This is a genomic window from Xanthomonas arboricola pv. guizotiae (genome assembly GCF_002940205.1).
Taxonomy (GTDB): domain Bacteria; phylum Pseudomonadota; class Gammaproteobacteria; order Xanthomonadales; family Xanthomonadaceae; genus Xanthomonas; species Xanthomonas arboricola_C.
In genome coordinates this window covers 1-21,588 of the sequence record NZ_MDSK01000042.1, presented here as the reverse complement: position 1 = coordinate 21,588, position 21,588 = coordinate 1, and the positions used below count along the sequence as shown (strand labels likewise).

Sequence of the window (21,588 nt, the reverse complement as noted above, 5' to 3'; positions counted from 1 at the left end):
GCCAAGTCGCAGATCAACTGCGCTGCAGCTCTGCAGCAAACTATCCAGGCATCCCGAAAAACCAAAGACGCTGACCGCAGGGCTTCACTCTCAACGTGGGCCGAACACGCTCGCCCTGCGCGAGGTTGCGGTGATGCCATCGGCGCCCAGGATCAGGTTGCGCCCCCAGCTGCTGAGGCGCGTGGCGTTCCAGCCGATTGCGATATCCAGCGATTGCGTGCTGCTGTCATTGCCCGACCACGACCAGCCAAGATAGCCGACGTTGTAGTCGCGAGCGCGGCGCATGATCGCCGCCTCGTCCACGTGCGCGCCGCGGTGGTCTCCACCGAACTCGCCGATCACCAGCGCCAGCTTTTTATCGCGGAAGGCGCGCAGATAGTTGTTGACCGTCGCATCGCTGCCGAACACCTCGTACATGTGCACGCTGAAGATCAGGTTGCGGCGGCTGTCGCGCGCCAGCAACGCGGCGGCGTTGTCGCGCATGTAGAACTTCCAGTCCTGGCCCCAGTTCGGCGCATCCACCATCAGTGCGTGAGTCAGTCCGGCCTTGCGCAATGCGGCGATCGCGGTTGCATGGCCGTTGACCCATTCGCTGGCGCTCAACTGATTGCCGAACGGCTCGTTGCCGATGTTGATGATGACCTGGTCTTCGTTGCCGATCAGCGCCTTGCGGATGCTGGTCCAGTACGCAGTGGCATGGGCCAGGCCGGCGGCAGCGCCGTCTTCGCCATAACCGGTGGTGTCGTGCACTTCCAGCACCGCAATCAGGCCCAGGCTCTTGCAACGCGCGATGATGCGCGATACGTCGGCCTCCGGCGTGCGGTTCCAGCGATAGCCGGAACTGAGCACCACGCGCACGCTGTTGGCGCCGGTCGCAGCGATGGCGGCCAGTGCCGCGTCGGTACGGCTTGCATACCAGGCGTGCGGCAGATTGACGCCACGCAAGACCACGGTGTTGCCATTGGACTCACGCAGCTGGGTGCCGGAGACCGACAGCCCCGCGTGCGCGGCAGAGGATACTGCCAGGCCTGCAACGACCAGCAGCATGCGGTGGGCAAAACGGGACAACGGTGATTTCACGATCGAATTCCAGACAGAGGGGAGGATGACGAGCGGCGGCGAAAACTCACAGCGCGCGTGAACACTGTGTCAATTTGACACCATGACTGATGCAACCCATGTCACATAACGAGCAGGCACCGGAACACGTGCGCCAAACAACCGCTTCGTTGTGGGTCGACAAAAACACTGGCGCACCATCAGTGATCGGCAAGGCGTCGCCAATGTTTAACCGCCGACCGCCCGGTGCCGCCTGCGACGCCGGCCGTTTACCTGCCCGGCACCGCCGCAGCAGTCGAGCGATCGTCGGCCTGGCGCCTGGCTGTCGCCTGCTGCGGTCGCGGCATGCGGTGGCCTGAGTCCATCGCCGCGCTGGTGCCACGGCGGCGGCTCAATCGCAGCCGTCGCGCGACAAGGCCGTTTCAACTGAACGGTGCCTGGGAGCGTCGATCAAGGGATTACGCTTCAGGCCGATAGAAGCGCATGCAATCCGCGCTCGCTCCTGCCAATGCCCCTCTTCCGCCCGTGGTCGACGAGTCGACCCGGTTGGCCGTCCTGCGTGGCCTGTGCCTGCTGGACTCGCCGCCGGACCCGGTGTTCGAGACCATCGCCGCCATGGCCGCCCACAACCTGGGCGCGGAAATCGCGCTGGTGTCGCTGGTAGACGAGCATCGTCAGTGGTTCAAGGCCCGCATCGGCCTGGAACCGCAGGAAACGCCGCGCGACCAGGCGTTCTGCGCGCATGCGATCCGCGCCCCCGAGGTGATGGTGGTGCCCGACGCGCAACTGGATCCGCGCTTTTGCGACAACCCGCTGGTGCTGGGACCACCCTTCATCCGCTTCTATGCCGGCGCGCCGCTGACGCTGCGCGACGGCCACCGCATCGGCACCTTGTGCGTGATCGGGACCAGCCCGCGTCCGGGCCTGGATGCCGAGGCGATCACCCAACTGGAAGGCCTGCGCGACCTGGCAGTGCTGCGGATGGAAAACCTGCGCAGCACCACCTACCGCGACGGTCCGACCGGGCTACCCAACCGGTCGCGCTTTACCGAAGACCTGGATGCCTGGCTATCGCAACGCGACAGCGCGCCGGCCACCACTGCGGTGGCGGTCGACATCTGCGGCAGCGATTACTTCCGCGACATGGTCAAGGCGCTGGGCTGGGACTACGCCGACGGTTATGTCGGGATCGCGCAGCGTCGTCTGGCGGCCTATCTGCCTGCCGGCACCGCGCTGTATCGGCTGGACCCGACCACCTTCGGTTTTCTGGCCCAGGCCGAAACGCAGCGTCTGTCCGCGCTGTGCACCAAGGTCTCCAAGGCCTTTGCCGAAACGCTGGAACACCAGGGCATTCCGCACACCGCAGTGGCCTCGATCGGCGCGGTCTCGCTGCAGACCAGCTATGGCGCGGCCGACACCATCCGCTCGCTGACCACCTCGGTGGACATCGCGCGCGAACGCGGCGTGCCATGGAGCATGTACGAGCGCAAGCACGACGTGGCCCAGCGCAACACCTTCCGGCTGCTGGCATCCCTGCCCGCCGCGCTGGACAGCGCCAGCCAGCTGCGCCTGCACTACCAGCCGCGCGTGGACCTGCACGATCATCGCTGCGTGGGGGTGGAAGCGCTGCTGCGCTGGCAGCACCCGATGATCGGCCCGGTGATGCCCGCCGACTTCGTGCCGATGGCCGAGAAAACCGCGTTGATCAACCGCATCACCGCCTGGGTCATCGACAACGGCATCGCCCAGGCCGCGCGCTGGCAGCAACAGGGCCTGGATTTCAACCTGGCCCTGAACGTGTCGGCCGCCGATCTGGACCGGCCCGGCTTCGTCGGCCTGCTGCGGCGTGGCCTGGAGCGCCACAAGCTGGATCCGCGCCGGCTGGAGATCGAATTCACCGAAAGCGCGATGATCCGCCACCCCGAGCATCTGGCCGAGCAATTGGCGGCCATCGCGGCGCTGGGCGTGCATATCGCCATCGACGATTTCGGCACCGGCTACAGCAATTTCAGCTATCTCAAGCAGCTGCCGGCCAGCTCGTTGAAGATCGATCAGTCCTTCATCCGCTCGTTGCCGGACAACCGCACAGACCGCACCCTGGTACCGGCGATGATCCAGCTCGGCCACAGCCTGGGCCAGCGCGTGGTCGCCGAAGGCATCGAGTCGGCAGAGGCCTACACGCAGTTGCGCGCCTGGGGCTGCGACGAAGGTCAGGGCTACTGGATCGCCAAACCGATGCCGGCGGCCGCATTGGAAACCTGGCTGCAGACGCCGTGGCATGAGCAGCTGGAAACGCCGGTCAATCTGCTTGCGGCAAGCCTGGCCGCGGCGCGGGTGTAAGCAGCCGCAGTACGACGTCCAAAACGCACGCGGCGCGACACCTGCCTGTCGCGCCGCGTGCGCACAGCCGATCTCGGCGGACTGGCTGGGCGATTACCAGAACACCGCGTACAGCACGACCAGGATCACCACCACCCCGATCGCACCGATCTTGAAGCCCAGCGTGGTGCCGTAGGCCACATCGTCGGTACGGATCAGGTCGCGTGCCTGGGTGGGCGCGGTCATCAACGACACCAGTACCGCCAGCACCAGCGCCGCCACGAACACCACGCCGATGCGGTCCATGAACGGCAGTTCCGGCCACGCGAACTTGAGCGCGAACGACAGCACCACCGAGCCGATCGCCGCCGTCAGTGCGCCGGCTTCGTTGGCACGCTTCCAGAACAAGCCGAGCATGAAGATCACCACCACGCCCGGGGTAAAGAAGCCGGTGAATTCCTGGATGAACTGGAAGCCCTGATCGAAGTTGCCCAGCAGCGGCCGCGCGGTGAGGATGCCGATCACCACCGCCAGGACGGCCACGATGCGACCCACGCGCACCAGCTGTTTCTGCTCGGTCTGCGGACGGAACTTGGCGTAGAAATCCAGGGTGAAGATCGTCGCCACCGAGTTGATCTTGGAAGCCAGCGAGGCCACGATCGCCGCCACCAATGCGGCGAACACCAGGCCCAGGATGCCGGTCGGCAACAACTGCATCATGGTCGGGTAGGCCTGGTCGGGCTTGGCCAGATCCGGCGCCAGCACCACCGCGGCGATGCCCGGCACCACGATCACCAACGGCATCAGCAGCTTCAGGAACGCGGCGAACACCATGCCCTTCTGCGCCTCGCCGATGTTCTTGGCCGCCAGCGCGCGCTGGATGATGTACTGGTTGAAACCCCAGTAGCTGATGTTCATCACCCACAGACCACCCAGCAGCACGCTCAGGCCCGGCAGATCCTTGTAGAACGGGTTGTCCTTGCTCAGGATCATGTGGAAGTGCTCCGGGTGCGCATTCCACAGGTGCTGGAAGCCGGCCAGCACGCCGCCACCGTCGCCGATCCGCGCCAGGGTCAGCCCGGCCACCAGCAGGCCGCCCAGCACCAGCAGGGTGACCTGCACGATATCGGTCAAGGCCACCGCTTTAAGACCGCCGTACAGCTGGTAGACCAGCGCGAACACGCCGATCAACGCCAGCGCCAGGGTCTGGTCCATGCCGGTGACCTGGCTGACCGCGATCGACCCCAGCCACAGGATCGAGGTGAGATTGACGAACACGTACAGCAGCAGCCAGAACACCGCCATCAGCGTGCGGATCCACTTGCCGTACCGCTGTTCCAGGAACTGCGGCATGGTGTAGATGCCGTTGCGCAGGAAGATCGGCAGGAAGAACTTGCCGACGATCAGCAGCGTCAGCGCCGCCATCCATTCGTAGGAGGCGATCGCCAGGCCGATCGCATAGCCGGAACCGGCCATGCCGATGATCTGTTCGGCCGAGATGTTCGCGGCGATCAGCGAGGCGCCGATTGCCCACCACGGCAACGACTTGCTGGCCAGGAAGTAATCCTCGGCGCTCTTGCTGTGGCCTGCCTTCTCGCGCGAGACCCACTGCGCGAGCACGAAGATGCCGGTCAGATAGACCAGCACGATCACGATATCCAACGTCGCCAAACCCACTGCACTCTCCTGTCTGGCTCTGGGTCGTGCGTCGTGGACCGGACAGGTCTGCAGACTGCCGCCGCCCGCACTGCGTGCGTGGCGGCAGCGCGGCGAACCGCAGCTGCAGGCCGTCCCGGCCGATCGACGCGCGCGTCCCGCGGCGGCTGATGACACCACCGATCAGGGTGGCCGCTGTAACACGTCGCCGGGGCCGGCGACGCATGTATGGGGTTGTTACCTGGGCATACCCGCAAGCGCGCCTGCGGGTGTGCTGCCTACTTGACCGGGCAGTCGAGCGTGACGTCGGCCTCGTTGAGCGCGCCCAGCGCGATCTTCGACACCGACAGGTCCAGCGCCGCAGCGCTTTCGATGCTGGCGACCTGGGTCAGCTTGGTCACATCGGCGCCGGCCACCGCGAAGCACTTCAACGGCACGCCAACCACCTTCCACTGGCCTTGCGGCAATGCGGCCAGGGTCTTCTGCGCATCGACGCGACCGCCGCACTTGTCGCCGCAGCCCACGCCCAGCCACACCGGCGCGGTCACTGCGCTGTCGCGGCGCAGGGTCAGCTGCAACTGCACATCGCCGTTGCTCTCACGCGAGACATCGACCGGCTTGCCGGACACCAGCAACACGCTGGAGGCCTTGGCACCGGACCAGACCAGGCGCCGCGCATCTTCCTGCGCCTTGTGATCGACTGCGGTCATCTTCAGGCTGCCATCGGACAGACCCACCGGCAGCGTGGTGGCCGGCATGTTGGCCTGGCCGGCATTGGACAGCTGCATCGCAATGCCCAGTGCCGGCTTGCCGCGCACGAAGTACACCCCGCCCACCGACTGCTCGCCGGACACGCCCGATTCCTCCGGCAACGCAGCCAGATCGCCCTTGTCGGCATAGGTCAGGCCGAAGCCGAACTTGAACTGCGGGTCGTAATCCTTCTGCCCGACGTTGTTGGCGAACTGCACCGCCGTCTTCGGCCAGGAGAAGCTCAGCTTGCCCTTGAAATCGTTCTGTACCGTGCCATCGGCCTTGCGCAGCAGCACGTCGGCAATGCCCTCGCCTTCCGAACCCGGCAACCAGGCGGCGACGAAGGCATCGGCGGCGTTGATGTACTGGTTCATCCACAGCGGGCGCCCGCTCAGGAATACCGCCACCACCGGGATGCCTTCGGCCTTGAGCTTCTTGATCAGCGCCAGCTCGCTCTCGTCGCCCGGCTTGTACAGCAGGGTGGCGATGTCGCCCTGGAACTCGGCGTAGGGGTTCTCACCGAACACCACCACCGCCACGTCGGGCTTGGTCTTGTACGCACCATCGACGGCCAGCTCGGCCTTGCCGCCGGCGGCCTTGATCTGCTTGTCCAGGCCTTCCCAGATGGTGTTGCCATTGGGATAGTCGCTGCGCTTGGTGCCGGTACCCTGCCAGTTCAGCGTCCAGCCGCCGGACTGCTTGCCCATGTCGTTGGCGCCGTCGCCCAGCACCAGCACGCGCTTTTTCGGATCCAGCGGCAGGATGCCGGCCTGGTTCTTCAGCAGCACCAGCGACTCGCGCACCGCCTGGCGGGCGATCGCGCGGTGTTCCGGCGCGCCCAGCAATTCGTACTTGCCACCGAGCGGGCGCTTGGACGGCTTGCCGGCTTCGAACAGGCCCAGGCGCAGCTTGACGCGCAAGATCCGGCGCACCGCATCATCCAGGCGCTCGGCCGAGATCTGGCCCGACTTCACTGCCGCCAGTTCGGTCTCGTAGATGCCCTTCCAGCTGTCGGAGGCCATCGCCATGTCGACGCCGGCAATGAACGAGGCCGGGCAGTTTTCGTTGGTGCAGCCCTTGACCTGGCCGTGGCCATTCCAGTCGCCGACCACGAAGCCGCCGAAGTGCATGCGGCCCTTGAGCACGTCGGTCAGCATGACCTTGTTGCCGTGCATCTTTTCGCCGTTGAAGCTGTTGAACGAGGCCATCACCGTCTGCGCGCCGGCCGCGATCGCCGGCGGATAACCGGCGGCGTGGATATCGCGCATGGTGGCTTCGGACACCTTGGTGTCGCCCTGGTCCTTGCCATCGGTGGTGCCGCCGTCGCCGACGAAATGCTTCACCGAGGAAATCACGTGGCTACCGTCTAGGAACTGCGGGGTGCCCGGTGTGCCCTGCACGCCTTCGACCATCTTGCCGGCGAAGCTGGCCACCACGTCCGGCGACTCGGAATAGCCTTCGTAGCTGCGGCCCCAGCGGTCGTCCTGCGGCACCGCCACGGTGGGCGCGAAGGTCCACTCCATGCCGGTGACGCGGGTTTCGGCGGCGGTGACTTCACCGATTTTCTTGATCAGCTCCGGGTTGCGCGTGGCACCCAGGCCGATGTTGTGCGGAAACAGCGTGGCGCCGACGATGTTGCTCTGGCCGTGCACCGCATCGATGCCGAAGATGATCGGAATCGCGTTGCCGCCCTTGGAGGTGTCCATCGACGCCTCATAGAACGCGTCGGCCAGCTTCAACCACTCGGCCGGGCTGGCGTCGTACTTGCCGCCGGGATCGGAGTTGCCGCCGGCCAGCACCGAACCGATGCGGTACTTGCGCACATCGTCCGGGGTCATGCTGGCGATGTCGCCCTGGATGGTCTGCGCGACCTTTTCTTCGACGCTCATCTTGGCCATCACATCGGTGATGCGCTGCTCCAGCGCCGCATCCTGCGCGAATGGCCACTTCGGCGACGGCCACTGGTCCGGATGGATGGTGGTCGAAGACTCGGCCGGCGCGGCGGCCGGGGCGGTCTTGCCCGCTTCGGCGGCGGTGTCCTTGCCTTGGCAGGCAGCCAGCATCAGCACCGCCGCAGCGGTTGCCAGAGAAAGGGCACGATGCGCGACGGGCGCGGCGGTACGACGAAGCAGCTTGTCCAAGATCCGGGTCTCCAGGGTGGTTCTCCCACGGCGATGCGTTGCGCCGCAGGCCATTAGGCGGCGTACGCTTGCGTGATTCCCCTACCCTGTCAACAACGCGCGCTTGTATGCCAAACGACGGCCAACTTATTGGCCCGGGCTATAGGCTTGGAATACCGGCAGCACCTGTCAAACCACGGCAAAGCGCCGAATCCGGCGTGGCGCTTGATCTTTCGCGGCGGCGCAGTTTGCTGCAATGCACCACTGTCCGCGATCACCATTGCGCAGCTCCTGTCACCTGCACGCGCGCTGCTGGGTTCGCTTGCTGCACCGTGTACGAACGCCCGCCAACGGGTGAGCTCGCCGTCAAACACCTGTCATACCTCGGGCCTAGCGTGACCGGCTTGCCGATGCGCCACCGGCCATCGTTGATCGTCGTCTTCGCCTGGAGTTTCGATGTCTGCCTCCCCCGATCCCGCCCGCCGCCGCCTGATGCAGTTGCTGGCGTCCGTCCCGCTGTTGCCGCTGGGCAGCGCCAGCGCCGCCGCCCTGCAACACCTCGGCGGCGCGGCACTGGCCGCGCACCCGTTGCGGCCGTCGGACAACCCGACCCAGCTGGTGTCGGCCACCTTCCATGGCATGCCCGCACCCAGCCTGGCCAACCCCGCGGCGATGGCCACCACCACGGTAGGGTCGGCGCTGACGGTGGCGCGCAGCGACGGCCGCACGCAGCGCTACGCATTGGCCTACCACCCGTTCTTCGTCACCGGCGACCAGGTGCCCGACGGCAACGGCGGCACGGTACTGGCGGGCGGGTATTACGACATCCAGCACCGGCCGATCATCGACCGCTCCAAACCCGGCGCCGAGCGCCCGTTCTTCTCCGACTGCCCGGACGGCTCCTCGCTGCTGACCCTGCCCGATGCCAAGGTGCCGGGCGTCAAGGGCAACCACGTGTTCGCGGTGGTGCAGTTCGAATACACCACCCGCGACCAGGCCGGCAACGACACCAACCGCCACCTGCCCGCGCCGATCGCGGTGCTGACGCTGGACCAGGACCCGGCCACCGGCAAGCTGTCGCTGGTGAAATACCACAACGTCGACACCGCGCCGGTGCACGGGCTGTGGACCACCTGCGGCGCCAGCCTGTCGCCGTGGAATACCCACCTGTCCAGCGAAGAGTACGAGCCCGATGCCACCGCGCTGGCCGCCAATACCCAGTTCCGCAGCTACAGCACGCACCTGTACGGCGACCCGGAAAAGGCCAACCCGTACCATTACGGCCACCTGCCCGAGATCACCGTGCACCCGGACGGCACCGGCAGCGTGCGCAAACACTACTGCCTGGGCCGCATCTCGCACGAGCTGGTGCAGGTGATGCCCGACCAGCGCACCGTGCTGATGGGCGACGACGCCACCAATGGCGGGCTTTTCATGTTCATTGCCGACCGCAAGGCGGACCTGTCTGCCGGCACCTTGTACGTCGGACGTTGGCACCAGACCTCGGGCATCGGCCCGGGCGCGGCCACGCTGAGCTGGATCAGGCTGGGCCATGCCACCAGTGCCGAGATCCAGGCCATGGCCGACCGCCTCACCGCCGCCGACATCCTCGACGTGCATCTGAGCGACCCGGGCGATGCTTCGTTCACCAAGATCCCGTTCAACGGCACCTTCAACTGGATCCGCATCAAGCCGGGCATGGAAAAGGCCGCCACCTATCTGGAAACCCATCGCTACGCGGCGCTGGCCGGCGGCAGCCTGGGCTTCACCAAGCTCGAAGGCACCACCGTCAACGCGCGCGACAAGATCGCCTACATGGCGATGTCCTACATCGTCACCAGCATGCGCAACGGCTCGGGCGATGTGAAGGTGGAAGGCCCGGAAGCCGGCGCGGTGTATGCCTTGAATCTGCGCGGCAGCCAGCGCGACAGCCACGGCGCGCCGATCCACAGCGACTGGGTGCCGATCGACATGGCCGCCCCGGCCGCGCTCACCGGCCACGATCTGGACAAGGCCGACGCGCTGGGCAACCTGGCCGACCCGGAACGGCTGGCCAACCCGGACAACCTCAAGTTCTCGGAGACCCTGCGCACCTTGTTCATCGGCGAAGACAGCAGCCTGCACGTCAACAATTTCCTGTGGGCCTACAACGTGGACAGCGGCGCGCTGACGCGGGTGCTGTCGGTGCCGGCCGGCGCCGAATCCACCGGCCTGCACGCGGTCGACCAGATCCACGGCTGGACCTACGTGATGAGCAATTTCCAGCATCCCGGCGACTGGGAAAGCCCGCTGCACGACGCCGTCAAGGCCACGCTGGATCCGCTGGTCCGCGCCAACTACAAGGACCGTTTCGGCGCGGCGGTGGGCTACCTCACCGGCGACCCGGTGGCGGTGCAGTTGGGCAAGGCGTAAGCGCTGCCGTTGCAGCGCTGCCTGACGCTACAGCTGACACGTGCAGCGCGGCGTTCTCGCTGCTGTCGCAAGGCCGGTAGGAGCGCACCTGGGCGCGAGGAGCGTGGCCGGTATGCCCTGTCGCGCCCGGGTGCGCTCCTACGGGTGAGGCCGACACCTGCAGCGTGGCGTTCCGCTGCTGTCGCAATCCCGGTAGGAGCGCACCTGGGCGCGAGGAGCGTTTCCGGTATGCCCTGTCGCGCCCGGGTGCGCTCCTACGGGTGAGGCCGACCCGTGCAGCGTGGCGTTCTCGCTGCTGTCGCAATCCCGGTAGGAGCGCACCTGGGCGCGAGGAGCGTGGCCGGTATGGCCTGTCGCGCCCGGGTGCGCTCCTACGGGTGAGGGCGATGGATGTCTGGCCGCGTCGGTGAGAAGCGGATCAGACCGCAGGTGCCTGAGCGCGCGGTTCAAGACTGCCGCAACTCCAGCGCCGCCATCACGATGGGCTTGGCCCATTCGGGCACCTGCGCCAATTCTTCCGCGGTTTGCGGGTAATGCAGGCCGCTGCGGTCCAGTTCCAGTACCAGCATTGGCGCCGCCTGCCCCGCTGCGTCGGCCGGTGCGCTGTTGTCGTAGACATGCAGCACTGCCAGATGCGGCAGCAACGCAATCAGGTTGGCGCGCGACGCGTCGTAACGCTCGCGAATCTTGTGCTCCGGGATTGCATGACCGCCGGCGGCAACCCGCGCCGCGACCCGTTCGATGTGCAGATCCACCGTCGCCAACCCGCATAACCAGACCGCTACCGTGTGCTGCGCGCACGCCTCGCGCAGCAGGCGCGGAATGGTCGTCGCGCCCAGCGTGGTTTCGAATGCGAAATCGCTGCCATCGGCCATGGCCTGGCGCAGCCGCCTCACGCCGTCCTGCCAGGCCTGCGCGTTCGCCTCTGCGGGCGCCCAGCCCTGCTCCACCAGGTCCCTGGTGAAGGCGTCCGGGTTAAACCAGGTGGCACCGTCTTCCTGCAGAAAACGGCCCAATAGCGAACTCTTGCCGGCGCCGTTGACGCCGGCCAGCACCAGGAGATTGCCCATCGGTTACAGCGACGGGCCCAGGGCCACCTTGCGGTTGCGGCGTGCCGGCGTGGCGATCGCCTTGGCCAGGCCAGCACCCTCGGTCGCCACCGCAAGATGCGCGTCGAACTTCGCCTGCAATGCCTGCAGCGATTGCGCGCGCGACGAGGCCGCCGCCGCCGCACTCGCCTGATTGACCAGGCGCCGATATTCCTCGGCATCTACCACCACCGCCTCGGGGTGATTGTGGTTGGTAATGACCACCGCCCCGTGCGAACGCACCTTGCGCATCAGACTGGGCCAGCCCTTCACCTTGATGTCGGCGGCAGGGGATTTTTCGAGCTCGGGCAGATCCTGGAAGCGCGACATGCGGGCGGTCCGGCGCGGAATGATGGCGACCAGCCTACTCCCAATCGTCTAATTTGGGAAATTTTTCCATTTTGGCCAAAGCCCACTCCGGCAAACCCGCCAAAACGAAACGGGGCCCGCAGGCCCCGTTTTCTGAAACGCGCTGCGTAGGCGGCTCAGCCGCGCAGCTTACTCAGCAACTCGCGCGTCACCGGGTCGGCCACCTCGGCCGACTCGCCCTTCAGCGCCGGCAGCAACTGGCTGGCCAGCTGCTTGCCCAGCTCCACGCCGAACTGGTCGAACGCATTGATGCCCCACATCACCGACTGCACGTAGACGCTGTGCTCGTACATCGAGATCAGCGCACCCAGCGCCTGCGGGGTCAGCGCATCGAGCAGGATCACCGTGCTCGGGCGGCCGCCCGGATAGCTGCGGTGCGGATCGCTGCTGTCCTGGCCATTGGCCAGCGCTTCGGTCTGCGCCAGCACGTTGGCCATCAGCGCGACATGGTTTTCCGCGTAGGGGTCGTCGTTATGCACGGTGCCGATGAAATCGGCCGGCACCACGCTGGTGCCCTGGTGCAGCGCCTGGAAGAAGCTGTGCTGCACATCGGTACCCGCACCGCCCCACCATACCGCCACGGTGTCGCTGTCCACCGCCGAGCCGTCGAGCTTGACCCGCTTGCCCAGGCTTTCCATCACCAGCTGCTGCAGGTAGGCCGGCAGCAGTGCCAGGCGCTGGTCGTAGGTCATCGCCGCATGCGTGGCGCTGCCCAGCAGGTTGCGGTTCCACACCGCAGTCAGGCCGTGCAGCACGGCGACGTTTTCTTCCAGTGGCGTGTCGAGCACATGCGCGTCGAACTGCGCAGCACCTTCCAGCAAGTGTTCGAAACGTTCGAAGCCGATCGCCAGCGCGATCGGGAAACCCACCGCCGACCACAACGAATAACGCCCACCGACCCAGTCCCACATCGGCAGCACGCGGCTCGGTGCAATATCGAAAGCCTTGGCGGCGCGCTCGGGATTGGCACTCACCGCATACAGCCGCTCGCTGCCGCCCAGCCAGGCATGCAGGATGCTGCCGTTGAGCAGGGTTTCCTGGGTACCGAAGGTCTTGGAAATCAGGATGCCGGCGGTACGCGCCGGATCCAGCGTGGCCAGCGTGCGCTGCATTGCCGCGCCATCGACGTTGGAGACGAAATGCACGCGGAAACGCGCACCCGACGGCGCACGCAAGGCATCGGCCACCAGCCGCGGGCCCAGGTCCGAGCCGCCGATGCCGACGCTGACGATATCGGTGACGTCGGTGGCTTCCAGTTGCTGGATCAGCGCGCCCATGCGTTGGCGCACGTCGGCAGCGGTGGCATACGCCTCTGATGCTACCGGCGCATCGGTCAGGTCGCCGCGCAACGCGGTATGCAATGCCGCCCGCTGTTCGGTGACATTGACCTGTTCGCCGCGGAACAGGCGCTGGAACGCGCCACCCAGATCGCGCTCACGCGCAATGGCGAACAGCGCATCGAGCGCGGCGCGGTCGTACTTCTGCCGCGCGAAATTGAAATACAACGGACCGACCTGCCTGGCGTATTGCGTCGGCCGTTGCGGCTCGGCGGCAAGCAATGCGGGGATGGCAGCGCCGCGCAGGCGCTGGGCGTGGGCGTGAAGCGCGTCGAATCCGTTGATGTGTGTCATGCGGCCTGCGTGGGGATGCTGTGATTGGTGTGGGAGATCGCGTTGTGCGCGTTCACATATACCAGATTGGGCTTGAAGGTCTTGGCCTCGTCTTCGCTCATGCTGGCGAAGGCGGCCACGATGATCAGATCGCCCACCTGCACGTGACGCGCAGCGCCACCGTTGAGCGACATGATGCCGCTGCCGTCTTCGGCGCGGATGGCATAGGTGCTGAAACGCGCACCGTTGGTGACGTCCCAGATATGCACCTGCTCGAACTCACGGATGCCGGTGGCTTCCAGCAGCAGGCCGTCGATGGCGATCGAGCCTTCGTAGTTGAGCTCGGAATGGGTGACGGTGGCGCGGTGGATCTTGGCTTTCAGCAGGGACAGGTGCATGACGGGCAACGGCAAAGGAAAGCCGGCATTTTAGCGGAAAGCGCCGGTGTCCACCGGCCTGCCGCGCAACCGGTGGTGAGGGCTTCAGGCCGGCGCTGGACAAACGCGCCTGTGCGCAGGATCGCAGGCGTTGCTGGTCGCGGCCTGACGCAGCGCCTGCAGTCGCGTTCGGCCCGCTCAGAATTCCAGGTTGTCGATCAGCCGCGTGCTGCCCAGACGGGCGGCGATCAGGGCCACGCGCGCGCCGGCATGGCTGTCGCCCGGCTCGCTCAGGTCGGGCAGCCGCACCACCGCGTAATCGACCCGGAAACCGGCCTGTTCCAGCGCGTGGCTGGCGGCGTCTTCCACCTGCGCGCGTGGCGTGCCGGCGGCGTAACTGTCGCGCATCTGCAGCAGTACCTTGCGGATCCTGGTCGAGGTCGGGCGCTCTTCGGCCGACAGGTACTGGTTGCGCGAGCTCATCGCCAGGCCATCGGCCTCGCGCACGATGCTGCCGCCCAGGATCTCGATCGGAAACGCCAGGTCGGCCACCATCTGCCGGATCACCGCCAGCTGCTGGTAATCCTTCTTGCCGAAGGCGGCCACGTCCGGCTGCACCTGGTTGAACAAACGCGCCACCACGGTGCAGACGCCATCGAAGTGCCCCGGCCGGCATTCGCCTTCCAGCACATCGCTGACGCCGGGCGCGTGGATCGGTGTGGCCAGCGCGGTGCCGAGCGGATACATGGTGTCCACGTCCGGCAGCCACAGCGCATCGCAGCCGGCATCTTCCAGGCCGCGCAGGTCGGCCTCGGGCGTGCGCGGGTAACGCGCGAAGTCTTCATTCGGGCCGAACTGGGTCGGGTTGACGAACACGCTCGACACCACCCGGTCGGCGTACTGGCGCGCCAGCATCACCAGCGAATAATGCCCGGCGTGCAGGTTGCCCATGGTGGGCACCAGCGCCACGCGCAGGCCCTCGCGCTTCCAGCCGATGACCAGGGCGCGCAAGGTGGACAGATCGGTCAGGGTCTGGATCATGCGGCGTACGCGTGCGCGGCGTCGGGGAAGCTGCCGTCGCGCACGGCCTGCGCGTAAGCGCGCACCGCGCCCGCCACCGAGCCGCCTTCAGCAAGGAAATCCTTGACGAACTTGGGACGGCGGTGGCCGCTGTCCAGGCCCAGCATGTCGTGCATCACCAGCACCTGGCCATCGCAGCCGGGGCCGGCGCCAATGCCGATGGTGGGCACGCCGAGCGCGGCGCTGATCTGGGTGGCGATCGGCGTGGGCACGCATTCCAGCACGACCAGGCTGGCACCGGCATCGACCACGGCCTGCGCGTCGCGGCGCAACTGCTCGCCGGCTTCGCCGCGCCCCTGCACCGTGTAACCGCCAAAACGCAGCACCGATTGCGGGGTCAGCCCCAGATGCGAGCAGACCGGGATCTCGCGCTCGACCAGATAGCGGATGACCTCGAGCTTGTGCCCGGCGCCCTCGATCTTGACCATCTCCGCGCCGGCCTGCAGCAGTTGGGTGGCAGCGTCCAGTGCGCGCTCCGGCGTGGCATCGGCCTGGAACGACAGATCGGCCACCAGCAATGCCCGCTCCAGCACCCTGCCCACCGCGGCGGTGTGGTAGACCATGTCGGCGGTGGTCACCGGCAAGGTGGAATCGTGCCCCTGCACCACCATGCCCAGCGAATCGCCGACCAGGATCAGGTCCACGCCGTTGGCATCGAAGGTCCGCGCAAAGCCGGCGTCGTAGGCGGTCAACATGACCAGTTTTCGACCCTCGCGCTTGGCCTGCGCCAAGGCGGGCACGGTCCAGGGCTTGCTGTCGGTATGGCTGCTCATGAAGTCATTACGTGGGGTGATGAGCCGGCCATTATCTACCCAATCGGCTCCAGCCCGCAGACATCGATGGCCTGCAGGGCGTGTCGCACTGTTCCATGGCCCGGAATGATCGCCTCCGGAGCGAGCTCGGACAGCGGCAGCAGCGCAAAGGCGCGCGCCTGCAGATGCGGGTGCGGAACCTGCAGGCGCGGCAGGTCGATCACCTGATCGGCGTACAGCAGCAGGTCCAGGTCCAGCGTGCGCGGGCCCCAGCGCTCGCCGTCGATACGCTGCCGGCCGAAGGCCTGCTCGATGCCGAGCAAGGCCTTCAGCAGTTGCAATGGCGCCAGCGCAGTGCGCAGCTGCGCCACCGCATTGATGAAATCGGGCTGGTCTTCGCGGCCCCAGGCCGGCGTGCGGTACAGGCGCGAGGCGGCAATCAGGGTGGACTGCGGCAGCTCGCCCAGGGCGGCGATGGCCGCGCGCACGCTGGCCTCGGCCGGGCCCAGGTTGGCGCCCAGGCCGACAAAGGCGGTGTGCACGCCCTACTCGCCTGCCGGTGCGCCGGTGCGCCGACGGCGGCGGCGACGCTTGCGCGGCGCGCCCTCTTCGCCCTCGTGATCGGCCTGCGCGGTTTCGATCGCATCGACCAGTTCCTGGCCGGAGGACTTCTGCGCCTCGCGCCAGAACTCCACATCGGCGGCGTGATCGGCCGAGGCGAACTGGCGCAGCACCAGGAAATCGAACGCGGCGCGGAAACGCGGGTGCGACAAGGTGCGGAACACGCGCTTGCGCTGACGCGAGGAGAAGCGCGTCTGCAGCAGCCAGATTTCCTGCATCGGCAGCGAGAAACGGCGCGGCAGCGCCACGCGCTCGAGCTGATGCAGGGTGACCCGGTCGGCGGCGCGACGCTGCGCGTCTTCCAGCTGCACGCCCTGCGCCTGCAGGCCCATCAGGGTGCGGCAGAACGCCGGCCAGAGCAGCAGCGCGAACAAGAACGCCGGCGACACCGGCTCGTCATTGGCCACGCGCGCATCGGTATTGCGCAGCCCTTCCAGCACCATGGCGCGCAATGCGCCACTGCGGTTGGAGCGCAATGCGGCCGCACTCTCCGGGAACAGCGCACCGAGCAGGCCGTAACGCTCCAGGCCCTCGAAACTGGCCACACCGTGTCCGGACAGGAACAGCTTGAGAATCTCTTCGAACAAGCGCGCCGGCGCGGCCTCGGACAACAGACCGGCCAGGCGCGGGATGGGTTCTGCGGTGCCGGCTTCGATATCGAAGTTCAGCTTGGCCGCCAGACGCACCGCGCGCAGCATGCGCACCGGATCTTCCTGGTAGCGCAGCTCCGGGTCGCCGATCAGCTTCATCAGGCGCGCCTGCACGTCCTCGAAGCCGCCGCAGTAGTCGCGTACCGAGAAATCCTCGATCGCGTAGTACAGCGCATTGCAGGTGAAGTCGCGACGGATCGCATCGTCTTCGATGGTGCCGTAGACGTTGTCGCGCACCAGTCGGCCGTTATCCAGTTCGCGGTCGCCGCTGCCATCGTCGATGTTGGCGCGGAACGTGGCCACTTCGATGATCTCGCGGCCGAACACCACATGCGCCAGGCGAAAGCGGCGGCCGATCAGGCGACAGTTGCGGAACAGCGCCTTGACTTCTTCGGGCGTGGCGCTGGTGGCCACGTCGAAATCCTTGGGATGGCCGCCGACCAGCAGGTCGCGGACTGCGCCGCCGACCAGGTAGGCACCAAAGCCCGATTCGCGCAGGCGGTACAGCACGCGCAGCGCGTTGGGGCTGATGTCCTTGCGCGAGATGGTGTGCTGATCGCGTGGGATGACGCGCAGCGTGAACGGAGATGTAACTGAGGGTTCGATGATGGCGCTTCCGTCTTGTGTTGCAGGATTGCCCAACGGGTTCTAGCGCACTATACTAGCGCGCTGCACAAGACGCACCAAACGCTCCCTTCGTCTAATGGTTAGGACGTGGCCCTCTCAAGGCTAAAACAGGGGTTCGAGTCCCCTAGGGAGCACCACCGTCGTCTGACCGCAGAACACGCCAAGACCCCGCATTGCGGGGTTTTTGCGTTATCGGGCATGGGTGGTTGCCGCTGGTCGGGTGGACGCGTGTTGATCCCGCCCCCGGTCAGATAAGCGCAACTCCCATGGCAACGGCATCGAGCCAATGTACTGTGATGCGCCGATTGGCTGAGGCCGGTTACGGCGCCGGGCGCTGCGGGTTGCGCCTTGCCGTGGATCGCGCACTTCAGTCCTGCGGCTGCACCTCGTGCAATCTGGCGTGGGCGCGGCTCTTGCCGATCATCCCACCACAAAAATCATGTACGGCCCGATCAACACATAGGCCTGCGCGACAGCGCGTCCGCATCGCCGCAGCGTGCGATCGCCCTCGCACTTGCGCGCAGCAACGGCAGATCGACGTGGATATTTGCACCGCATGGCAATTCCTCACTCGGCCAATGGATGAAACGCGCCGGCATCGCTGTCGGTTTCGGCAATGGCGTCATGGGCATGCAGACTTTCCAGGTGGCGCACCGCCACCTGGAAGACGGCATGCCGCTCGGCCAGCACCTTGCGCAACCGCCGCGCGGCATCTTCGACGTACATCAGGTTGGCGCCATTCAAGCGGGCAAACGCCTGCTCGTCGATACGCCGTACCGCCGCCTGTACCGGCGTGGCCAGTGCCTGTTCGCACAGGCCGAGCAGTTCGCGAATGTCGAAGCGCTGCACGCACGCGCTCAGTTCCACGCGCACCTGCGCCACGCTGCGCTGGCTATGCGGCGCGGCGTACGAACCGTTGTCTTGCAGCCATTGCGCAACCTCTGCGAGCGGTAACGCATCGCGCCCTTGGTGCTGCTGCAAAAACGCATCGCTCAGCAACTGGCGCGACAAGGCTGCAGAACAGGGACAGGTGGAGGCGTACAGCACATCGACCTGCAACTGGATCTCGGTGCGGCCTGCCCTGGATTGCGCGTCGATGCGCACCGGATAGGCGCGCCAACCGCTTAGCCCTTCGCTGCGCAGCGCCGGCATCCGCAGCATCAGCTCGAAGTTCAGCGCCAGCCGCGCCGCACGGCTGCCGCAATCGGCATGACTGTCGATCAGCGCCTGCAGCAGCTACGACACCATCGCCGGCGACACCGGCCGCTCCAGATGCCGATCCAGCAGGCGGTACAAGCGCGACATGTGGATGCCCTTGAGTTCCGGGCGCGGCAGATCCACCTGCACGCTGGCACGCGCGGCCACGCTGCTGCCCAGCCCGGCATCGGCCAGGCGCAGCGGCACGGCGATGTCCTGCATGCCGACCCAGCGCAACGGCGCGCTCAGTGGGGAAGGTTCGGTAACGGCAACATCGGGCAGCGTGGCGGACATCGAAAGCTCGTAGAAGGAGATGAAGGCAATCGCGCCTCAGACGCGACCGGGAAACATCTGAAAGTAATCGTCAATACCGGCATGTAGCGTTTGCGCCGGTTCGTCCTGCTGCGCGCAGCATCGGCATGGATGGATACGAACCGATCGGCATTGCGGCGATGGGCGATCAACACCCGCTCGTGCAGCGCCACGGAGCGCTCCTCGCTGCGGATCATGCTCGGCTGGCAACGCGGATCGGCCGCCAGACAAAGGGTGCAGCCGCCCCGCGACCGCACTGGCCACATGCTGCTTGTAGCGCGCGCGACACCGACCGCGCCGGGATCCTTGCCGCCGTGACGGCGTCGATGGCGACCAGGCAGGAATGCAGGCGCGCGTGCGTGGACGCCGCCGCCGCAACGGCCGGGTCGGTCTGATCGATCTGATCGGCTGCGGACAACGACGCAGTACCAGGCATAGCACCAAGGCTGCGCCGACGGTGCGCACCACCTGCCGCCGCCTCATCGTGCCGACACCGGCGGATCCACGCGGCTTCGAGCTTGGGAGGTTCGGCATGGTGACCAGGCAGGCATCACTCTGCGGTAAGGGACGCGGCACGGCGGGACCAGGCGAACAATGGAATGAAGTGTTATAAAGTAACATATCCAGCGCAAAAACGGGCCCGTCGCGCATCTTCCGCGGTCTTTCGTTCATTCCTGCCGAAGAACACCACGATGTCCCCCGTCATCCCCGACAGCTATACCGCCTGGCGCCTGCATCGAAGTCGATTGCGCCCAGCCACTCACCGCCCCTTTTATCGCGCAACGACTCGCCAGCCTGCGTAGCCTCAGCGACCACCAAACCCGGCAATTGTTGCGTCGTTGGGGCCAGGCGCATCTTCGGCGGTTGGTTGGATGGTTTGAGCATGCGCGTGGCGAACTGGTAGCGAACTCGAGCCAAGCCGCTAAATAGCGCGCGCTCCGGCACCGCAGATCACGCCTGAGTGGATAAGTCCAGGTAACAGCGGACGCGATTGACTGTTCCGCGCTAAGGAAGCTCTGAACAACTCCTCGATAGACTTCTGATCGACGCCTGAGGTTGGAGCCATCACGCGTAAGTGATTGATTTTCAGCAACGGAGATTGTCGTGATCAAGCGAAATCCCAAGTTCGCTCGCAACGCCAAGAGTTGTTCAGAGGTTCCCTAATCGGCGGACGGTATGCCGTAACGACTTTCTGCGACAAATAATCAACAAAATTTGCCAATTAACACGTAACGTATAAGTGCCTGAATCGCAGGCGGAGTTGCCCCATGCAGGGGGAAGGCAAAATTATGAAGAACGCAAAAATTTGGCCTATGGCTTTTTGTTTAATCGTCGGACTCTTCGCATCGAGCGCGGCGATGGCTGACTGCTGTCCCAGTGGCGGTATCGGCGCGCCCGCCGTCGGGCTTGGCGATAGCAATCCCAAGGCAGCCAACCTCGCTATGGACTCCTCGCTTGCCATCTACGAATTCAATCGTGATGGCGTGACATATTTGCAAATCAACGATGTCACCGGCGTGGTCCACGCTGTCGTCGCCCGGGTGGATGACGCTCTATGGACCCTACCAATGGGCAAGGATGTGGATCGCGTTGTATTGCCCAAGAAAAATAAAATCTCCTCAGCTCCAAGCTTGAGCGAACTGACTGCAGACGATGCAGCCCAGCTTGTCTATAGGACAAGAAACTTCACAGTGCTCACACGGCGCGGAGCAACTGGGGATCAGTGGATCGTGTCTCCCTGACCAGCACGGGATTGGCTTCAGCGACCAGGAATGTCAGAACCAATGCATGGCGGCGATGAAACATGCCGCCATGCGCTTTCAATCTTGCTTTCAGTTCTGCTTCTACATCATTCGAGTCGCGCCGTACCGCGTCAACCGATGAGGAATCAGCAATAACACGCACTGCAACACCACGGGTCTCCCTCGCTATCCATGTACGCACCTGAATGAAATGCCTACCAGCCGGAGGCAGAATCTCGACGCAATTAAGCGCACTGCGATAGGCGCTCAACTGTAGCTCCAAAGACAGGCTCCTACAGTCGCCACGAAACACACACTGGAACTTAGAAGCGCAAGAGCGCTCAAGCGCCGGCGAACACAGTGCTTGATACAACCCATGCGTTTCTATTTCCAACGGATACAATGCAGCCACATATTGCTGCAACAGCTGCGATTCGATAACACCCACTCGTGTCATCTCCATCGCAACCGAATGCTGCCCTTTTGCTCTCAAATCAGCCACCACATCTTTGCGCATCCGATTGATCTGCACATTGATGTCAGAGTATTCAAGCACGCGATTGCGCAATAAGCGCTCGGCGCTAGCGTAGCTTGTGCGACCAAAAGTATAACAATCATCCTTCGACTGATTTGATATGCCGTCGCGGACAGGCTCACGTAGACGGGCGTTAAAGACAAACAGAATCGTCGTCACAAACGCATACAGCAGTTGGATATTGAAAACAGCCTGATCAAAGAACCCGAACTGATACACCTTAGCAGGCTGCTGAAATACCAGCCGCGACGCGAGGCGCAACCAGCGGAATTTTCCAGTACATGTCAGAAGTGGCGAACAATTGACCATGCA

At 65.4% G+C, this 21,588-nt stretch carries 15 protein-coding genes, 1 tRNA gene and 3 pseudogenes; 5 read left to right on the top strand and 14 right to left on the bottom strand.

The genetic code is table 11. The annotated features are described in order from the left end of the window. Positions 1-90: 90 nt before the first annotated feature. Complete coding sequence (locus tag XarbCFBP7408_RS19245) at positions 91-1,047, bottom strand: glycoside hydrolase family 5 protein (RefSeq protein WP_104564318.1); 957 nt, start codon at positions 1,045-1,047, stop codon at positions 91-93. A 495-nt stretch (positions 1,048-1,542) separates the two neighbouring features. On the opposite strand from XarbCFBP7408_RS19245, the gene XarbCFBP7408_RS19240 reads away from it, so the two are divergent. After that, positions 1,543-3,399 carry a putative bifunctional diguanylate cyclase/phosphodiesterase gene (locus tag XarbCFBP7408_RS19240; protein WP_104564317.1) on the top strand — a complete coding sequence of 619 codons (1,857 nt, stop codon included), beginning with the start codon at positions 1,543-1,545 and terminating at the stop codon, positions 3,397-3,399. Positions 3,400-3,492: 93 nt separating this feature from the next. On the opposite strand, the gene XarbCFBP7408_RS19235 is transcribed toward XarbCFBP7408_RS19240, so the two are convergent. Beyond that, complete coding sequence (locus XarbCFBP7408_RS19235) at positions 3,493-5,055, bottom strand: sodium/sugar symporter (RefSeq protein WP_104564316.1); 1,563 nt, start codon at positions 5,053-5,055, stop codon at positions 3,493-3,495. A gap of 257 nt (positions 5,056-5,312) precedes the next feature. After that, on the bottom strand, positions 5,313-7,925 hold the full coding sequence (locus XarbCFBP7408_RS19225) for a glycoside hydrolase family 3 protein (protein ID WP_104564315.1): 2,613 nt from the start codon (positions 7,923-7,925) through the stop codon (positions 5,313-5,315). A 435-nt stretch (positions 7,926-8,360) separates the two neighbouring features. On the opposite strand from XarbCFBP7408_RS19225, the gene XarbCFBP7408_RS19220 reads away from it, so the two are divergent. Beyond that, positions 8,361-10,316 (top strand): PhoX family protein, encoded by a 1,956-nt coding sequence (locus XarbCFBP7408_RS19220; protein WP_104564314.1) that lies wholly within the window; start codon positions 8,361-8,363, stop codon positions 10,314-10,316. Between the two features lie 446 nt (positions 10,317-10,762). Here XarbCFBP7408_RS19220 and XarbCFBP7408_RS19210 read toward each other — a convergent pair whose 3' ends face one another. The 8 genes from XarbCFBP7408_RS19210 to pcnB all read right to left on the bottom strand — a co-directional run bounded on the left by XarbCFBP7408_RS19210 (position 10,763) and on the right by pcnB (position 17,505). Then, a complete protein-coding gene (locus XarbCFBP7408_RS19210) occupies positions 10,763-11,386 on the bottom strand; it encodes an AAA family ATPase (protein ID WP_181106974.1) in 624 nt (207 codons plus the stop codon). Positions 11,387-11,389: 3 nt separating this feature from the next. Next, positions 11,390-11,734, bottom strand: a complete 345-nt coding sequence (locus tag XarbCFBP7408_RS19205; protein ID WP_104564313.1) for a type II toxin-antitoxin system prevent-host-death family antitoxin — start codon at positions 11,732-11,734, stop codon at positions 11,390-11,392. Positions 11,735-11,889: 155 nt separating this feature from the next. Further along, positions 11,890-13,404 (bottom strand): glucose-6-phosphate isomerase, encoded by a 1,515-nt coding sequence (gene pgi / locus XarbCFBP7408_RS19200; RefSeq protein ID WP_104564312.1) that lies wholly within the window; start codon positions 13,402-13,404, stop codon positions 11,890-11,892. Then, positions 13,401-13,781: an aspartate 1-decarboxylase gene (gene panD, locus XarbCFBP7408_RS19195; RefSeq protein WP_003481969.1), complete on the bottom strand. Its 381-nt coding sequence runs from the start codon at positions 13,779-13,781 to the stop codon at positions 13,401-13,403. Before panD ends, pgi begins: the two co-directional genes overlap by 4 nt. A gap of 177 nt (positions 13,782-13,958) precedes the next feature. Continuing rightward, positions 13,959-14,801, bottom strand: a complete 843-nt coding sequence (gene panC / locus XarbCFBP7408_RS19190) for a pantoate--beta-alanine ligase (protein ID WP_104564311.1) — start codon at positions 14,799-14,801, stop codon at positions 13,959-13,961. Beyond that, entirely contained in the window at positions 14,798-15,613 is an 816-nt protein-coding gene (panB, locus tag XarbCFBP7408_RS19185) for a 3-methyl-2-oxobutanoate hydroxymethyltransferase (RefSeq protein ID WP_104564310.1), read from the bottom strand. The genes panC and panB overlap by 4 nt, the downstream gene beginning before the upstream one ends. A 35-nt stretch (positions 15,614-15,648) precedes the next feature. Beyond that, a complete protein-coding gene (gene folK / locus XarbCFBP7408_RS19180) occupies positions 15,649-16,134 on the bottom strand; it encodes a 2-amino-4-hydroxy-6-hydroxymethyldihydropteridine diphosphokinase (protein WP_104564309.1) in 486 nt (161 codons plus the stop codon). A 3-nt stretch (positions 16,135-16,137) separates the two neighbouring features. Next, positions 16,138-17,505, bottom strand: a complete 1,368-nt coding sequence (pcnB, locus tag XarbCFBP7408_RS19175; RefSeq protein ID WP_104564308.1) for a polynucleotide adenylyltransferase PcnB — start codon at positions 17,503-17,505, stop codon at positions 16,138-16,140. Positions 17,506-17,552: 47 nt separating this feature from the next. On the opposite strand from pcnB, the gene XarbCFBP7408_RS19170 reads away from it, so the two are divergent. Next, positions 17,553-17,627 (top strand) — tRNA-Glu (locus XarbCFBP7408_RS19170). Positions 17,628-18,057: 430 nt separating this feature from the next. On the opposite strand, the pseudogene folE2 reads toward XarbCFBP7408_RS19170, so the two are convergent. Beyond that, positions 18,058-18,981: pseudogene (folE2, locus tag XarbCFBP7408_RS19165) on the bottom strand (GTP cyclohydrolase FolE2). Then, on the bottom strand, positions 18,933-19,265 hold the full coding sequence (locus XarbCFBP7408_RS23545) for an N-acetylmuramoyl-L-alanine amidase (protein WP_429001414.1): 333 nt from the start codon (positions 19,263-19,265) through the stop codon (positions 18,933-18,935). The pseudogene folE2 and the gene XarbCFBP7408_RS23545 overlap by 49 nt, the downstream one beginning before the upstream one ends. Positions 19,266-19,691: 426 nt before the next feature. Here XarbCFBP7408_RS23545 and XarbCFBP7408_RS23405 point away from each other — a divergent pair. Then, positions 19,692-19,929: pseudogene (locus tag XarbCFBP7408_RS23405) on the top strand (hypothetical protein). Positions 19,930-20,267: 338 nt separating this feature from the next. Further along, entirely contained in the window at positions 20,268-20,741 is a 474-nt protein-coding gene (locus tag XarbCFBP7408_RS19150; RefSeq protein ID WP_258072214.1) for a hypothetical protein, read from the top strand. Here XarbCFBP7408_RS19150 and XarbCFBP7408_RS19145 read toward each other — a convergent pair. Then, positions 20,695-21,588, bottom strand: a pseudogene (locus XarbCFBP7408_RS19145) (MASE1 domain-containing protein); the annotation flags it as partial. The gene XarbCFBP7408_RS19150 and the pseudogene XarbCFBP7408_RS19145 sit on opposite strands and share 47 nt — an antisense overlap.

Coding starts and splice junctions, on each gene's coding strand:
- XarbCFBP7408_RS19245 (WP_104564318.1), bottom strand. CDS start 1,047: ATGCTGCTGGTCGTTGCAGGCCTGGCAGTATCCTCTGCCGCGCACGCG.
- XarbCFBP7408_RS19240 (WP_104564317.1), top strand. CDS start 1,543: ATGCAATCCGCGCTCGCTCCTGCCAATGCCCCTCTTCCGCCCGTGGTC.
- XarbCFBP7408_RS19220 (WP_104564314.1), top strand. CDS start 8,361: ATGTCTGCCTCCCCCGATCCCGCCCGCCGCCGCCTGATGCAGTTGCTG.
- XarbCFBP7408_RS19210 (WP_181106974.1), bottom strand. CDS start 11,386: ATGGGCAATCTCCTGGTGCTGGCCGGCGTCAACGGCGCCGGCAAGAGT.
- XarbCFBP7408_RS19205 (WP_104564313.1), bottom strand. CDS start 11,734: ATGTCGCGCTTCCAGGATCTGCCCGAGCTCGAAAAATCCCCTGCCGCC.
- pgi (WP_104564312.1), bottom strand. CDS start 13,404: ATGACACACATCAACGGATTCGACGCGCTTCACGCCCACGCCCAGCGC.
- panD (WP_003481969.1), bottom strand. CDS start 13,781: ATGCACCTGTCCCTGCTGAAAGCCAAGATCCACCGCGCCACCGTCACC.
- panC (WP_104564311.1), bottom strand. CDS start 14,801: ATGATCCAGACCCTGACCGATCTGTCCACCTTGCGCGCCCTGGTCATC.
- panB (WP_104564310.1), bottom strand. CDS start 15,613: ATGAGCAGCCATACCGACAGCAAGCCCTGGACCGTGCCCGCCTTGGCG.
- XarbCFBP7408_RS23545 (WP_429001414.1), bottom strand. CDS start 19,265: ATGTGGCCAGTGCGGTCGCGGGGCGGCTGCACCCTTTGTCTGGCGGCC.
- XarbCFBP7408_RS19150 (WP_258072214.1), top strand. CDS start 20,268: ATGCAGGGGGAAGGCAAAATTATGAAGAACGCAAAAATTTGGCCTATG.